This is a genomic window from Gordonia sp. PDNC005, assembly GCF_016919385.1.
Lineage (GTDB): Bacteria > Actinomycetota > Actinomycetes > Mycobacteriales > Mycobacteriaceae > Gordonia.
Genome location: NZ_CP070351.1, coordinates 3,295,091 through 3,309,555 on the forward strand (window position 1 = coordinate 3,295,091; position 14,465 = coordinate 3,309,555).

General features: G+C 65.3%; 15 protein-coding genes. 7 read left to right on the top strand and 8 right to left on the bottom strand.

All coding sequences use genetic code 11. The features are described from left to right. Window positions 1-3 precede the first annotated feature (3 nt). From JVX90_RS15870 to JVX90_RS15880, 3 genes are read left to right on the top strand one after another with little or no spacing between them, the layout of a single operon-like run. Window positions 4-1,116, top strand: a complete 1,113-nt coding sequence (locus JVX90_RS15870) for a methyltransferase (protein ID WP_205329658.1) — start codon at window positions 4-6, stop codon at window positions 1,114-1,116. A 32-nt stretch (window positions 1,117-1,148) separates the two neighbouring features. Next, entirely contained in the window at window positions 1,149-1,577 is a 429-nt protein-coding gene (locus tag JVX90_RS15875; protein WP_205329659.1) for a nuclear transport factor 2 family protein, read from the top strand. An 11-nt stretch (window positions 1,578-1,588) separates the two neighbouring features. Beyond that, window positions 1,589-1,879, top strand: a complete 291-nt coding sequence (locus tag JVX90_RS15880; protein ID WP_205329660.1) for a hypothetical protein — start codon at window positions 1,589-1,591, stop codon at window positions 1,877-1,879. A 9-nt stretch (window positions 1,880-1,888) separates the two neighbouring features. On the opposite strand, the gene JVX90_RS15885 is transcribed toward JVX90_RS15880, so the two are convergent. From JVX90_RS15885 to JVX90_RS15905, 5 genes are all read right to left on the bottom strand, one after another. Then, window positions 1,889-2,380: a hypothetical protein gene (locus JVX90_RS15885; protein WP_205329661.1), complete on the bottom strand. Its 492-nt coding sequence runs from the start codon at window positions 2,378-2,380 to the stop codon at window positions 1,889-1,891. Beyond that, the gene (locus JVX90_RS15890; RefSeq protein WP_205329662.1) at window positions 2,377-2,883 is read right to left on the bottom strand and encodes a hypothetical protein; all 507 of its coding nucleotides are present in this window, start codon (window positions 2,881-2,883) and stop codon (window positions 2,377-2,379) included. Before JVX90_RS15890 ends, JVX90_RS15885 begins: the two co-directional genes overlap by 4 nt. 98 nt (window positions 2,884-2,981) lie before the next feature. Continuing rightward, a complete protein-coding gene (locus tag JVX90_RS15895; RefSeq protein WP_205329663.1) occupies window positions 2,982-3,578 on the bottom strand; it encodes a TetR/AcrR family transcriptional regulator in 597 nt (198 codons plus the stop codon). Window positions 3,579-3,648: 70 nt separating this feature from the next. Next, complete coding sequence (locus JVX90_RS15900; protein WP_205332453.1) at window positions 3,649-4,917, bottom strand: MFS transporter; 1,269 nt, start codon at window positions 4,915-4,917, stop codon at window positions 3,649-3,651. A 198-nt stretch (window positions 4,918-5,115) separates the two neighbouring features. Continuing rightward, window positions 5,116-5,691 (bottom strand): TetR/AcrR family transcriptional regulator, encoded by a 576-nt coding sequence (locus tag JVX90_RS15905; protein WP_240193921.1) that lies wholly within the window; start codon window positions 5,689-5,691, stop codon window positions 5,116-5,118. A 163-nt stretch (window positions 5,692-5,854) separates the two neighbouring features. Here JVX90_RS15905 and JVX90_RS15910 point away from each other — a divergent pair, with 163 nt between their 5' ends. From JVX90_RS15910 to JVX90_RS15920, 3 genes are all read left to right on the top strand, one after another. Further along, a complete protein-coding gene (locus tag JVX90_RS15910; protein WP_205329664.1) occupies window positions 5,855-6,583 on the top strand; it encodes an IclR family transcriptional regulator C-terminal domain-containing protein in 729 nt (242 codons plus the stop codon). Between the two features lie 274 nt (window positions 6,584-6,857). Further along, complete coding sequence (locus tag JVX90_RS15915; protein ID WP_205329665.1) at window positions 6,858-7,454, top strand: MFS transporter; 597 nt, start codon at window positions 6,858-6,860, stop codon at window positions 7,452-7,454. Between the two features lie 9 nt (window positions 7,455-7,463). Further along, complete coding sequence (locus tag JVX90_RS15920) at window positions 7,464-9,128, top strand: thiamine pyrophosphate-binding protein (RefSeq protein ID WP_205329666.1); 1,665 nt, start codon at window positions 7,464-7,466, stop codon at window positions 9,126-9,128. Window positions 9,129-9,200: 72 nt separating this feature from the next. Here the strand turns inward: JVX90_RS15920 and JVX90_RS15925 are convergent, their stop codons facing one another. Continuing rightward, window positions 9,201-10,274, bottom strand: a complete 1,074-nt coding sequence (locus JVX90_RS15925; RefSeq protein ID WP_205329667.1) for a TauD/TfdA family dioxygenase — start codon at window positions 10,272-10,274, stop codon at window positions 9,201-9,203. A gap of 22 nt (window positions 10,275-10,296) precedes the next feature. Beyond that, window positions 10,297-12,033 carry an amidohydrolase family protein gene (locus JVX90_RS15930; protein WP_205329668.1) on the bottom strand — a complete coding sequence of 579 codons (1,737 nt, stop codon included), beginning with the start codon at window positions 12,031-12,033 and terminating at the stop codon, window positions 10,297-10,299. 168 nt (window positions 12,034-12,201) lie between these two features. Here JVX90_RS15930 and JVX90_RS15935 point away from each other — a divergent pair, with 168 nt between their 5' ends. Continuing rightward, entirely contained in the window at window positions 12,202-12,795 is a 594-nt protein-coding gene (locus JVX90_RS15935) for a metallophosphoesterase (RefSeq protein ID WP_205329669.1), read from the top strand. A 52-nt stretch (window positions 12,796-12,847) separates the two neighbouring features. Here JVX90_RS15935 and JVX90_RS15940 read toward each other — a convergent pair whose 3' ends face one another. Further along, a complete protein-coding gene (locus tag JVX90_RS15940) occupies window positions 12,848-14,356 on the bottom strand; it encodes an aldehyde dehydrogenase family protein (RefSeq protein ID WP_205329670.1) in 1,509 nt (502 codons plus the stop codon). Window positions 14,357-14,465 lie beyond the last annotated feature (109 nt).

Sequence of the window (14,465 nt, forward strand, 5' to 3'; positions counted from 1 at the left end):
AGGGTGGATCTCGAGGATTTGAGACGGTTTCCCGACGTGGACGGGCCTGGGCTCTCTGCATCGGACGCCGCGGACCGGCTGATCCTCGACGAGGCCGCTCAGCTTCTGGCGGCCGCTCCGGCCGGGTCGGTCGCCGTGATCGACGACGCGTACGGCGCCCTCACGCTGGGCTCTCGGGCCGACGGGGTCCGGGTCCATCAGGATCTCGTCACCGGTGAACGAGCACTCGCCGCCAACGCGGCGACCTTCGGCGTGACCGATATTCGGGCTCTCCCGTTTGGACCGGACGTCGTCGACGGCGCACGGATCGTCCTCGTTCGACTCCCGCGGTCGCTCGACCGTCTCGCCGAAGTCGCAGCGTTGATCGCGGCCAACGCCGACGACGACGTCGTGGTCGTCGCGGGCGGTCGGATCAAACACATGTCGGTCGCGATGAACGACGTGCTACGCGAGTACTTCGACCGCGTCGATGTGAGCCGCGCTCGCCAGAAGTCACGTGTGCTGTTCGCGCGCGGTCCCAGGCGCGACCACGCCGTGGAACGCCTCGCCGCGTGGCCCCAGACCCAGACGCACACCGATCCCGCCGTCACCGTCGCGGCGCACGGCGGAGTGTTCGCCGGCACTCGCGTCGACATCGGAACGCGTCTCCTGCTCGGTGTTCTCGACGCCGCTCGCCCTGACGCGGACAGCATCGTCGACCTCGCGTGCGGCACCGGAGTCATCGCCGCGTCGCTCGCTGGGGCTCGACCGTCGGCGTCCGTCGACGCAACAGATCGGTCGGCCGCCGCCGTCCGGTCGGCCCGCGCCACCGCCGAGCTGAACAGTGTGGGCGACCGTGTGCGCGTTGAGCAGGCCGACGGCTTGGAGAACGTCGCCGACTCGTCCCAGCACCTGATCGTGTTGAACCCGCCGTTCCACAGTGACGCGGCCCTGTCGACGGGGATCGCTCACCATCTGTTCGCTGACGCATCACGTGCTCTCGCACCCGGCGGAGAACTGTGGTGCGTCTGGAATTCGCATCTCGCCTACCGCGGTTCGCTCGGCCGGATCGTCGGGCCGACTCGCCAGATCGTGCGGAACCCCAAGTTCACCGTGACGGCGTCGACCAAGCTCTGACCTGACGCTCTCTGCCGTGCGACAGTCGAGGGATGGACGTCACCGAACTCATCGACCGCCATCAGATCACCGCCTTGATGACCGCCTACACCAGGGCGGTCGACACCAGCAGCTGGGACGACCTCGACCGCGTGTTCTCCGCGGACGCAGTCCTCGACTACAGCGCTCCGGGCGGCCCCGTCGGGACGCTCGCGGAGGCCAAAGCGTTCATCCGCAGCCTCGAGGGCTTCACCAGGTGGCAGCACATGCTCGGGCAGTTCGACGTCTCTCTTGAACCGGGAGCCGACAGCGCCTCAGGAGTCACCTACTTCTTCAACCCGATGATCGCCACCCGCGCCGATGGAACGGAACAGTTGTGGGAGGTCGGCGGCTATTACCATTTCGACGCGATCCGCACGTCCGACGGCTGGCGTCTCTCCAAGCTGGTCGACGACATCGTCTGGACCCGCGTCCAACCCTGAGAGGACCCACGATGACCGACTCTCCAAGTACACCCGCCTCAGCGTTGTACGGCACGCCGATTCGTACGTCGGATCACGTGACCGTGATTCCCGTGAGCATGCCCGCGACGCGGTTCCGGCCGTCCCGCGCCCTGGGCGTGTTCGTCGTGACCGACGACGGCGACACCACCTGGCGATCGGCAGTCGACGACACCCGGATCGCCCAACTCGGCATCACTGTCGGGCTGGTCGCCACAATCATGTCCCTCGCCGCCGTGATTCGGCGTCCACCATGGCCTGACCTTCGGCGCGAGGACCTCTGAAACACTCCGTCACTTCGCGACTGAGGTCGCTGCGACCAGATTCGCTTCGAATCCCGGTCCGATCAAGGGTTTCAACAGCATCAGTCGGCGCTTGCTCTTCAACTCGACGAGCAGGACCTCGTCGATCCAGAACACGGTCCTCAATGTCGAGACCTGCAGAATCAGCTGCCCACTCGCGTCCATTATCCGGAGTACGCCTGCGTCGAGCCCGACCGCCGCCTCGCGACCTGATTCCGCCCACCAGAACGCCTTTCTCATCCGATAGGCCGTCACCACGAAGAAGAACAACGTCATTGCGGGGATACCCAGCAGATACAGCAGCTCGTCGAACTGTATCGCGCAGAGCCCGAACGCCACGGTCTGCACGGCGATCATGATCCAGAGCCCGCGGTTATGCGACAGCCACAGAATCCAGGCCACGCGGCGCAACTTCGCTCTGTCACCCTGCACGTACGTGTACTCGTGGTCGAACTCGGGCACATAGCCCTTCGGAGTCGTCATCGCCGCATGCCCGCGTACACGCGGTTGTACGCCTCGGGCGGCATGAGCTCGGGGCCTGCGATGAGGGCCGCACCTCGGAGATGCTTCGTGCGCATCGCTGTGGCCCGCTTGTATGCACGCAGCGAGACGACGTCGGTGTACGGGATCTCAGCGGGGAGCTTCTCCGCGAGCGGACCGTAGTAGGAGAAGCCGTTCTCGCGGAAGACGAGTTCCTGTTGCCCGGGCTTCCGGTTAACGCGTCGAACGACGACCAAGCAGACCAGTCCGAGCAGGATCGGACTGACAAGCAGGTACACGAATCCAACCAGTGCGGACAGCCCGTCGAATGGCGAAAGCACCGTCGTCATGAGAACCATGACGACCACGCTCCACGCAACCGCGGGGCGTCGGAAGAACTCTGGAATCAGGACCGTCACGATGATCGCCAGCGATTCGGACCAGTCCCACTCATCAGGACCGAAGTTCTCCCGGTAGCGAAGCTCCGCGACCCGTGACTGTTCCATAGTCGTCCCCCTGAACAACCGAAAGCACGCAGACCCCCTGCGCCGTTGATTCTTACCACATAGTGGTCACGATCTACGGCATAGCGGACACGCGTCGGTCAGCGCGGGAGGATTCCGTCCAGAACGATGGAGAGGTACTGGTCGGCGATCTGCTCGACAGTCTTGGCGCCGCCTGGGCGGTACCACCGGACGGCCACCCACACAGTGTCGCGCATGAATCGGTAGACGAGGTCCACGTCGAGGTCGGGCCGGAAGTCGCCCTCGGCGACGCCGCGGCGCAAGACCGAGGCCCACAGTTCGCGGTTCTCGCGGTTGCGTTCGTTGATGTAGGAGAAGCGTTCCTGACCAGTGAGTTGACGCGCTTCGTTCTGATAGATCGCCACCGCCGTGTGTCGGGTGTCGATAGCCTCGAACGAAGCGATCACCAACTGCCGCAAGGTCTCGGCAGCGCTCAGGCCCGCGGCGTCGATCTCGCGGTACCGGGAGAACAGCGTGTCGAGGAAGTCGCGCAGCAGTTCGTCGACCATCGATTCCTTGGAGTCGAAGTGGTGGTACAGACTGCCAGAGAGAATTCCCGCGGTGTCGGCGATGTCGCGGACTGTCGTCGACCGTAGGCCGCGCTCGGCGAACAGTTCACCCGCGATACCGAGCAGCTCATCGCGTCGGGTCGAACCCGACGTCGCCTTCGACGTCAACGTGGCCTCCTCGAGTGGTCACCTCCACCCTACCAAGCGCTTGTTTGCCAATCCTCCACGACGCCTCCTGTCAAGCCTGCTCCGACGCAGGCTCCGAGTTCAAATCCCTGCCCCTGGTCTCCGATACAGCCCAGATCGCGCCGACAGTGATCGCACCGCCCGCAACGATCAGCAGACTGAGCGGAAGGCTGGAGCCACCCGACGACTCGACAAGGGCCGTCGCAACCATCGGCGTGAAGCCCGCACCGATAAGACTCGCCGCCTGGTATCCCATCGACACGCCGGTGTAGCGCACACCGGTACCGAACATCTCCGACAGCATCGGCGCAAGCGGTGCATACATCGCGTTCTGCGCAACTTGCGCGATCATCATTCCGAGAGTCAACAGCAAGACCGAACCCGAATTGACCATCGCGTACAGCGGAAACGCGACGACGACCGAGCCGACCACGCCTGCCAGGCTCACGGTACGGCGACCGACACGATCGGAGAGCGCCGAGAACAACGGAATGCAGACCATGGCGACCACCGAAGTGAACAGCATCGCGCGCACCACATCGGACGACGCGAACCCGACTCCCTTCGCGTAGGCGAGCATCTGAGAAGTAATCAGGGCGGTCAGCACGAACGGACCGATACCGACGCCACACGCGAGAATCACGTTCTTCGGGCGACGAAGGACCTCCAGCGCAGGTGGTCGCAATCGAGCCCCGTCGAGCGACTTCTTCGCCGCTTCGGCGAAGATCGGACTCTCGGCGACCGACATCCGCACATACAAGCCGATCACGAGCAGAATTCCGCTCAGCAGAAACGGGATCCGCCAGCCCCACGAATAGAACTGCTCGTCGGGCAGCATCGTCACCAGCATCACCGCGACGCTCGACGCGAACGACCCCAGCGGTGATCCCAACTGCATGAGCCCTACCCAGGCGCCGCGGCGTCGAGGATCCGCGTGCTCGATCACCATCAGTGCGGCCCCGCCCCACTCGCCGCCGACAGCGACACCCTGAACCACCCGCAGAGCGACGAGCAGGATCGGAGCCGCCATGCCGATCTGATGGAAAGTCGGCAGAACGCCGATCAGGAAACTCGCACCACCCATCAGGACCATCGACAGGACAAGCATCGTCTTGCGCCCGACGCGATCACCGAAGTGCCCGAAGAGGATTCCCCCGACCGGGCGCGCGACGTAGCCCGCCGCGAGCGTTCCGAACGCCGCGATCGTGGCTGTGGCGCCACTCGAGTTCGGGAAGAACAACCGACCGAACACGAGAGCGGCCATGGTGCTGTACAGCAGAAAGTCGTAGTACTCGATGACAGTGCCGAGCAGGCTGGACATGGCGACTCGCCGGATGCCCGAATACGTCTGTCGTACGGCGGGATCGTGGACGTCTGGCGTCCGGTCTAGATCAGTCACGGGCAGCTCCCTTGGCTCAGCCGTCGGCCGATCCGACGACGAGGAACGACCGTAAGGAGCAGCGCGTCGCTCGCGCCACAGGATGTCCCGATCCACGGGACGGCGAGTGCCGAATCGCGGTCAACGCGCGGCAGCGAACACCTCACGCAGGTATGCGTAGACCCGCTCGTCCAGTTCGTCTTGGGGGACGTCGTCGAGCCCGGAAATGAGTCGTAGATAGGGACCGAACAGGCCCCAGCCCATACTCATCCCGGTGAGAACCGCAGCGTGCAAGCGTGCATCCGCGATACCCGACCCGTCGTCGGCGTCGTCGTCGAGACGCCGGACCAACTCCTTCATCGCAGGATTGCTGCCGACGAGCACAGACGGGTCCCGGCCTTCGAGGATCACGTGTGCGAGCATGCGGACATACGTGCTCGATTTCGCGCGAAGCAGCACCCCTGCCGCCGACTCGGCGCCTCCAGCGGAGGCGAACGCGTCGGTCCACACTTCGGACGACCTGGTGAACACGAGTCGGAGCAACTGCTCCTTGGTTCCCACGTACTGATGAATCAGCCCATAGTTCACTCCGGCACGCTGCGCGACCTCTCGGAGAGACACACGTGCCGGCCCGCGTTCGGAGTACAGCTCCAACGCGGCGTCGACGATCCGAGCGGTGTCGCGCTCCTTTCCCGTCTGCGCGATGCTCTCGTTCATCAATCCCTCTCTCACCAGCCACGACCTGATCGACGAGGTCGCCTCGCCAAGGGTTGACTTCCCCCAATTCCGGGGCCTAGTGTAACCGGCACCACAATTACTAGCCATTTGGCTAGGGCCGTCTTAGATATCCGCCTCCCGGGCGGTGAACTGGAGCCTCGACATGACAAGCGGAATCCTCGGACGCGCCTCGGTCGTCCTCGAAGACATGCGTTGCCAGCACGGCCGCCCGGTGACCTTGGCTGACGTCACCCGGCGAACCGGTATCCCACGTTCCTCGGTCCATCGGATCTTGGACCAGCTCGCCGGTCTCGGATGGATCGCACGCGCGGGCAACGAGTATCGACTGGGTTCACGCATGTTCGACTTCGGCATAGGTGCAGCCCAGGGCGACGCCGAGATGGCGTGTGCCTGGCCGGTAGTCCAAGGCCTCGCCGCCAGAACCGGACTGATCGCATGCCTCGGCACTATTCGCGATTCACAGGTCGTCATCCTCGAGAAGGCCGGAGGCCCCCCATCGACGACTTCTCCGTTCCGGGTCGGCGCACGTCTGCCCGCGCAGCGCACCAGCCTCGGCAAGGTGCTGCTCTCTGCAGCGGGCAACGAGGCCCACGAGAACATCGACGCCAGACGTCGTGACGAACTCGGCCGCGTTCGCGAGACCGGAGTGGCCCACACGTTCGACGACCTCGTCCCTGGGATCGGGTGTGTGGCATCGGTGGTTCGAGTGCACGGGCGCCCCGCCGACGTCGCTCTCGCCGTCAGCGGCTCGTCACTACAGGTTCGCAACCGCGTCTTTCGGCTCAACGTGCAAGCGGCTGCAGCAGCACTCGGCAGGGCACTGGAGGCGAATGCCACTCGCATCGCCCCCGAACGCCTCACCTCCGTCTGAGCCACGCCACTCCGCCCAGTATTCGGCGTCGGCCTTCAGTGCGACGCCAGAGATTCCCCCTGGCCTCATCCGCCCCCGCATTCGACCTCTCCCATGAGTTGTCCTTCCATTCGCCTCGACAGTGAGCTCCACCTTCGACCGAAGTCGCAGTCGTCTCCACGGGCATTCCCGATTCACGGGAGACGGCGTTGTCGCGACCCATCGCACCGGCGATCGTTACCGACACCCTCGCCGCACGTGCCGGCGAGCACACATACGAGAAAGGGCGGTCGCAGTGAGCGGTCACTCACCAGACGGAGACTCAACCGTCGTCGACAAGAAGCTCAGCAATCCAGGTGAGCCGGAGCGATCCACGGCCTACTACATCGGCATCATCGTCATGCTCGGGCTCGCGCTCGAGGGGCCTCGGCTCCTGCTAACCCTGGTGACCACCGCCTGCTTCGGCTTCACCATCTCCGGGTGGGCGTACGTCCTCCCGCAGTTGCTGCAGACCCCGGCAACACCGCACGGGTTCGGTCTCACCGCATGGGACGTCGCACTGTGGCAGGGAATGCCTCAGGGGCTCGGTTCGATGACCGCGGGCGTCCTGGCCGGATTCCTCGCCCGCCGCTATGGGCCCCGAATCGTTCTCATCGGCAGCGGAGTCTTCTTCGCTGCTCCGTGCCTCATACTAGCCGGGTCGATCGGCACCGACAGTGCAACGCTGGTCCGCACCTGCGCCGTGATGATCGGCATCGCGACCGGCTTCTACTTCGGCAACACCCAGAACCTGATCGTGGAAGCCGTTCCAGCCGACCGCCAAGGGGCGAGCGGCGCGATGAACTTCACCGCGCAGAGCGTCTTCGGCGGCGTCGCATCGGGAACGCACTGAGGTCCGGCGATGACAGACACGACGATCGTCGACGGCGGCACGGCCGCTGCCCTCGCCCTCGAAGCCCTCGGAGTCACCAAGGTCTTCACCGTCCCCAGCGCCCACAACCTGACGATTCTCAAAGCGCTGCACACACGTGGTTCGATTCAGGTGATCGGATGCCGCCACGAACAGGGTGTGGTGCACGCGGCGGACGGGCACGCGCGGGTCTCCGGGGAGCTCTCCGTGGGGATCGTGAGCACCGGCCCCGGCACCGCCAACACCATGGGCGGCCTTTACGAGGCGCACTACGCTTCGTCTCCGGTGCTCCTCATCACCACCCAGATCCCGACGACCGAGATGGGCCGTGGGCGCGGGTTCGTTCACGAAGCCGACGATCAAGCCGAGATGCTGCGGACCGTGTGCAAACGAGTCGTCACTGTCGACCGCCCCGAAGCAGTCGCGAACACAATCGTCGAGCTGGGCCTCGAAGCGACACACGGCCGTCCCCGACCGGTGGCCGTTGAGATCCCCATCGACGTCCAAGACATGCCGACCGCGGTCGATACGTCGCTGCTGTTCGACGCAGTTCGCCCCGCGGGACGGCTCGTTCCGGCGGCGGCGGACCTCGAAGCGGCAGTCGCGATACTCACCTCCGCATCACGTCCAGTCATCTGGGCCGGTGGTGGAGTCCTCCGCTCCGGCGCCGAGAAGTCTTTGCTCGACTTCGCCCGCGCGTGGAACGCCCCCGTCCTGACGACCAGGGAGGGACGCGGGGCGTTGCCGGACGACGACTCACACAGCCTCGGGGCGCTGGGGACCACGACTCCGCTGCCCGACTATCTCGCCACCTGCGATGTGATGCTCGCCGTCGGCACTCGATTCCAACAGTTCCCGACCGCGGAATGGTCATTGCCGTTCCCTGACTCGCTTGTGCACCTCGACGTCGATCCGGACGTGATGAATCGTTCGTATCGGGCTGCGGCGACCATGGTCGCCGACGCCGACGAGGGTCTCCGGGCCCTTGTCGACACTCTGCCGTCGCCGGACACGACAACGGCGAAGGTCCGCGCGGAGCACCTCGCCGCAGGGCAGGCGGCCGCAGCGAGCGCACGCGACCTCGTCGTCCGGCGCATCGGTGCGGACCACGCCGCTATCTGCGCGTCTATCAACTCGCGCCGTGCGCGCGGCGGCCCCGTCGTCCGCGACGCGACCGTCCCGGCGTACGCGTGGGGCGAGACCCTGATGTCGGTGTGGGAGCCTCGCACCTCCGTCCGATCGACGGCGGCGGGGATCGGCCCTGGCCTCCCGCTGGCGATCGGCGCGGCCCTGGCCGCGAACGAGCACACCATCTTGCTCCAGGGCGACGGAGGGTTCATGTTGAGTGTCGGCGAGCTGGCGACCGCAGCGCAGGCGAACGCACCAGTGGTGATCTGTCTGTTCAACGACAGCGGTTACCAGATGCTCCGGAACATCGAAGGAGGCATCGGCGACGGCGACCTGCACGACGTCGACCTGGTGGCCCCCGATTTCACGGATCTGGCGCGATCGTTCGGGATCCGGGCGGAGAAGGCGTCGAGTGCCGCCGAATTCGATCGTGCACTCGCCGGAGCGCTGGCCTACCGCGCACCGACCCTGATCGAGATCGACATGGGAGCGCTCACTCCGCTCACGTTCCCCTTCGGGAGCGATTGAGCCCCTGGCACCCGGACGACTGCGCCGCCCACGACCTCCTGGTCGCGGGCGGCGTGATCGTTTCGAGTGAGGTCAGACGCCGAGCGCCTGCCGGTAGCGGCTGGGAAGCTCCATGAACGGCTCCCGGTATCGCGCCCAGTTCGGCAGGTCCTCCATCGAGTAGACGTCCTGCTGGACTGCGGCTCGACGCGGCCAGGTCGGGATGTTCACCCAAAGCCGGAGAAGATGCCGACGACGTTCGATCTCATCGTGATCGGTGTATGGCGTCCGCCCGTGGACGATCAGGCGGTTGTTCAGGAACTGGATGTCACCGGGAGCGATCTTCATGTCGAGGTAGAACTCCGGAGACGCCGCCAGTTCGCAGAACAACTCCAGAGCGGCTTCCTGCGCGGGAGTGATGTCGAAGTAGCCCGCTCGTGCCGCATCCCGAGTCTGCGCGACGTGCACACACGACGCGAACACCCCGTCCGGCTTGGCGAACATCGCCACGCGATCAGGAGTGACGATGTGTCCGTCTCCGCGTTCGGCGTCCAGCCGACTCCGCATGATCGGCATTCCATCGTACAGCAGCGCAGCGAGGGCGGGAGCCACGTCGACCATGCGGTCATGGACGGCGGCTGCGCTGGCGATCCGGCTGGCGCCTCCGACCTTCGCCTCTTGCAGACAGAGCAGGGACACCACGTCGTGGCCGTCGCTGTGCATGTTCATCGCCTGCGCCGTTCGGTAGCCGCGCAGCGACTCCTTCACCTTGTCGGCGACGTTCATGACGTGACCGAGGACTTCACCGTTGCCCGACTGGGGAATGACGGTGCCGAGATGCGCGCCGAGTCCGCAGTAGATGCGTGCGAGGTCGTCGTCGCTGTACTCATCGCGCGACAATCCGCGGATCAGCACGAACCCCCGCCCGGCCCACAGTTCGTCTCGAAGGCGCGCGATGAGAGCTCCGACCCGGCGGAGCGGGAAGGTGTCGACGGTGATCTCGGTCAGGTCGAGGTCGCCGAGAGATTTGAGTGTCTCAAGCGCGCTTGCGATGTCGGCCAGCTCGTCCTGCGACAGGGTCCACAGCCCGTCCTGCCGGTAGTCGAAGCTGCTGCCGAGCCATGCTCCACGGCCGCCCACTTCTGTGAGGTCGTGTCTGCCTTTCATCTTGTCGAGCCTTTCTCTGAGGTCAAGAGCGTTCCAGCGCGGGGCCGGCCTGCGGACCGCGGACCAAGCGGCCCGGCAGCGCTCCGGTCGGTCGACCGTCTCGGCTGACGACAACACCCGCGACGACTGTCGCGGTGTAACCCTGGGCGTCCTGCATCAACCGGCGTCCACCGGCAGGGAGATCGCGGACCACGCGAGGCAGATCGAGCTTGAGCCGATCGAGATCGATCACGTTGAGATCCGCCCGATGGCCTGGGGCGACGAGGCCGCGGTCGTGCAGACCGACCATCTCGGCGGAGCGCCTGGTCATGAGGTGGATCAGATGTGGAATCGGGATCCGGTCGCCACGGCGCCGGTCTCGTCCCCAGTGGGTGAGCATGTGGGTGTAGATGCTGCCGTCGCAGATCACTCCGAGATGCGCACCACCGTCGCCGAGCCCAGGGATCGCGTGGCGGCTCAGAAGCATCTCACGGGATGCTTCGAGCGAGAAGTCGGCGTAGTTGGAGAACGCCAGGTACAGAATCGTCCGCCCGTCTCCCTCCACCATTCGGTCGTAGACGAAGCTGTCCGGGGTGACGCCTGCCGCAGCGGCCTGTGCTCCGATGCTGGCGGTTGCGTGCGGCTCGTAGTCGAAGTCGTCGCCCATTTCGAAGAGATGGTCGTAGTCACGGACCCGGAGGCCGATCTCCATCACCGGATTCGGGTCGTTTCCCTCCGCGAGGATCCGAGCCCTGACCTCGGGCTTGCGGAGTTTCCGGAGCCGCTCGTCGAGCGGTCGTTCGGCCATCGCCTGATAGGTCGGCGTCGAGTAGAACGGATTCAGCGTGAGCTCGAGACCGAGCAGCACCCCGAGTGGGCGTGGGAGGACCTGGACGGTGGCTTCGCCGCCCGCCTCGTTCGCCGCGTCGACCTTGGCCATGATCGACCGCCACAATGTCGGATTGCGGTGGCTCTGCACCAACGACATGGTGAACGGTCGACCGGCGTCGGCCGCCTGACGCAGGCCCATGTCGAGCACTCGCTCCCAATCCTCGTCGTATTCGATGACGAACTGGACACACCCCGATCCGGCACGCTCGAGTGCTCGAGTGAGACCCGCGTACTCGTCGTCTGTCGCCGCGATGGTCGGGGTGAGCTGTCCGTCGCTCGACTTGTGGAACATCGTCTGCGACGTTCCGAATCCGAAGGCCCCCGCCTCGACTGCCTCCTCCAGCAGTGCCGCCATCTGGTCGATCTCGGACCGGGTGGCGGGTTCCCTCCGGTATGCGCGCTCACCCATCACATAGGTGCGAAGCGCGGCGTGCGGAACGTAGCTGCAGACGTCGGCATCGAACGTCCTGGAGGCGAGATGGTCGAGATACTCGGGATAGGTGGTCCACTGCCAGTCGACCCCTTCGCTGAGGACGACGTTCGGGATGTCCTCGACGCCCTCCATCAGCCGGATCAATAGATGCCGATCCTCGGGCTTGCACGGCGCGAACCCGACGCCGCAGTTCCCCATCAGAACGGTCGTCACGCCGTGATTGGTGGACGGAACCAGCCGGTTCTCCCATGTGACCTGGCCGTCGTAGTGGGTGTGAACATCTACGAAGCCCGGCGTGACGAGCAGTCCGGTCGCGTCGATCTCCTCGCGCCCCGCACCGACGTCGCCGATCGTGGTGATCGCACCGTCCACGACGCCGACGTCCGCGACGTACGGATCACCTCCCGACCCGTCGACGATCGTGCCGTTTCTGATGACGAGGTCGAAGTCCGACATCGCTGTCTCCTCACGCTGCGTTGATCCGGTCGATGACCAGGAAAACTACGTCAGGACGCCGAGCTTCGACCATGCGTTCTCCCGAATGCCGGGAGCCCGCCGCGCACCGAGCCCGTGTCCTCGGACTACGAACCGGAAATTGTCAGATCCTCATGCGAGAGTCGGCGCATGGCTCCCAGTCGCACCTTCTACACGTCCGACCTCCATCTCGGGCACCAGTTGGTGGCGGATCTTCGTGGATTCACCACCACTGTCGACCACGACTCATGGATCGTCGACATGTGGGCGGCGTCGGTCACCGACACCGACTGCGTCTGGATCCTGGGAGATCTGACCGGAGGCGGTCCCGGCAAGCAGCTGCGTGCACTGGAGATCCTGGATTCACTTCCGCGGAGGAAGTTCCACATCCTCGGCAACCACGATCTCGCGCACCCGATGCACAAGCGAGCCCGCACTTGGACGGCGAAGTACAACGAGACGTTCGACTACGTCGGCATCGCAGCTCAGGTCCAGATCAACAACACCGCAGTGATGCTGTCGCACTCCCCCTACGCCCCCGCTGAAGCCGCGAGCCCACGGCACACGCGCCACCTGCAGTGGCGACTGCCCGACGTCGGAGCGCCACTCTTGCACGGTCACACGCACCGTGAGACGGCCACGCACCCCGACGCGCCGCGGCAGTACGACGTCGGCCTAGACGCACACCGGTCCCTCGTGTCCGAAGCCGTCGTCGCGAATGCCGTCGCCACGATGACCCGGTGAACGACGAGGGCCGCCCGCACAAGCGGACGGCCCTCTGTCGGAAAGCGGGAGATCAGCGCTTGGCCGACTTGCGGCTGGCGCGACCCTGGATGAAGTTCCACATCTTCATCTGGGCGTTGGTCAGGCGGGTGTCGCTCTTGGTGAACGGCGCGGAGACGAGCTCGGCGAACTTGATCGGCATCGTCGACACCGTGACCGCGCGAGCATGGCTGAACGTGTCGAAACCGAACTTGCCATGGTAATTGCCCATGCCCGACCGGCCGACGCCGCCGAACGGCAGACCGTGCGAAAGCAGATGCAGAGCAAAGTCGTTGCCGCTGATCGATCCGCTGCGGGTGTTGTCGGCTACGCGCTTGAGGTTCTCGTTGTCGTCACCGACCCAGTACAGGGTCAGCGGGTGTCCCGCCGAGTTGATCTTGTCGATCGCCTCGGACAGGTTGCGGTACGGGTACACGGTGAGGACCGGGCCGAACACCTCGTCCTCTTCGATCTTCATGCCGGCCTTGACACCGGTCAGGAGGGTCGGCGGGATCTTCCGGGCATCGGCGTTCGGCAGCGCCTCGCCCGCGGGGATCACCTGGTGCTTGGTGGCGCCGAGTTCGACGGCGTCGTCGATCAGGCCGGTGATGCGCGTGTAGTTCTTCTCGTTGATCGTCGAGGTGTACTGATCGTTCTTCTCGATCGTCGGGAAGTTCTTGGTCCAGCGGGCGATCACCTTCTCGGTGAACTCGCCGACCTTGCTCTCCGGCACGAACACGTAGTCCGGGCACAGGCACACCTGACCGCCGTTGATCATGCGGGCGTCGGCGATGAAGTCTGCGGCCTCGGTGATGTCCTGGGTGGCGTCGACGATCACCGGGTTCTTGCCACCGAGTTCCAGGGTGACGGGGGTCAGGTTCTTCGCGGCCTCCTGCGCGACCGACGCACCGACTTCGGGTGAACCGGTGAAGAACATGTGGTCCACCTTCAGCTTCGCGAAATCGGAGCCGCCACCGTGGGCGGAGGTGACGACAGCGAGTTCCTCGATCGAGAAGTAGTCGGGGGCCACGCGCGCGATTACTGCGGTCGTCTTCGCGGTGACCGACGACGGGCGCAGGAGCACGCGGTTACCAGCGGCGAACGCCGAACCGGCGGGGACGATCGTCAGCTGCAGCGGGAAGTTCCAGGGGCCCATGATGCCGACGACGCCGAGCGGATCGTGGCGCAATCGCTGTTTGTAGCCGAGCGCACCCTGGATCTTGGAGACGTTGGTCTCCTTCATCCACTTCTCTGCCGAACGACGTTGGTGGGTGAGGTCGATGAGGCAGCCTGCGACGTCGGTGGCGATCGACAGTTCGCGGGGACGGGTGCCGAAGTCCTCGTTGAGCGCAGCGGTGATCTCGTCGGCGTTGTCGAGGAGCATCTGGCCGAGACGGTTGATCCGGTCGACGCGGGTCGCAGCGTCAGGGATGCCGTCGCGCAGGAAGGCAGCCTTCTGGATGTCGAGGAGCTCGGTGAGACTGTGCGATTCCGACGAGACCTTGTCGCCGGCGCGCACCGGGGTTTCTGCAGGCTTGGTCATACGACCCTCCACTTCATGGCGAACTGCTCGATGTTGAGACGAATTCTGAATGCCATCCCATACTACCGGCCGGGTGGCCCGAATCACAGGGCCGCCCAGCCGGTGAGCG

Excerpts from the sequence above, each read along its gene's own strand:
- JVX90_RS15910 (WP_205329664.1), top strand. The coding sequence starts at position 5,855 with ATGACAAGCGGAATCCTCGGACGCGCCTCGGTCGTCCTCGAAGACATG.
- JVX90_RS15905 (WP_240193921.1), bottom strand. The coding sequence starts at position 5,691 with ATGAACGAGAGCATCGCGCAGACGGGAAAGGAGCGCGACACCGCTCGG.
- JVX90_RS15890 (WP_205329662.1), bottom strand. The coding sequence starts at position 2,883 with ATGGAACAGTCACGGGTCGCGGAGCTTCGCTACCGGGAGAACTTCGGT.
- JVX90_RS15900 (WP_205332453.1), bottom strand. The coding sequence starts at position 4,917 with ATGTCCAGCCTGCTCGGCACTGTCATCGAGTACTACGACTTTCTGCTG.
- JVX90_RS15920 (WP_205329666.1), top strand. The coding sequence starts at position 7,464 with ATGACAGACACGACGATCGTCGACGGCGGCACGGCCGCTGCCCTCGCC.
- JVX90_RS15885 (WP_205329661.1), bottom strand. The coding sequence starts at position 2,380 with ATGACGACTCCGAAGGGCTATGTGCCCGAGTTCGACCACGAGTACACG.
- JVX90_RS15880 (WP_205329660.1), top strand. The coding sequence starts at position 1,589 with ATGACCGACTCTCCAAGTACACCCGCCTCAGCGTTGTACGGCACGCCG.
- JVX90_RS15940 (WP_205329670.1), bottom strand. The coding sequence starts at position 14,356 with ATGACCAAGCCTGCAGAAACCCCGGTGCGCGCCGGCGACAAGGTCTCG.
- JVX90_RS15925 (WP_205329667.1), bottom strand. The coding sequence starts at position 10,274 with ATGAAAGGCAGACACGACCTCACAGAAGTGGGCGGCCGTGGAGCATGG.
- JVX90_RS15935 (WP_205329669.1), top strand. The coding sequence starts at position 12,202 with ATGGCTCCCAGTCGCACCTTCTACACGTCCGACCTCCATCTCGGGCAC.
- JVX90_RS15930 (WP_205329668.1), bottom strand. The coding sequence starts at position 12,033 with ATGTCGGACTTCGACCTCGTCATCAGAAACGGCACGATCGTCGACGGG.
- JVX90_RS15875 (WP_205329659.1), top strand. The coding sequence starts at position 1,149 with ATGGACGTCACCGAACTCATCGACCGCCATCAGATCACCGCCTTGATG.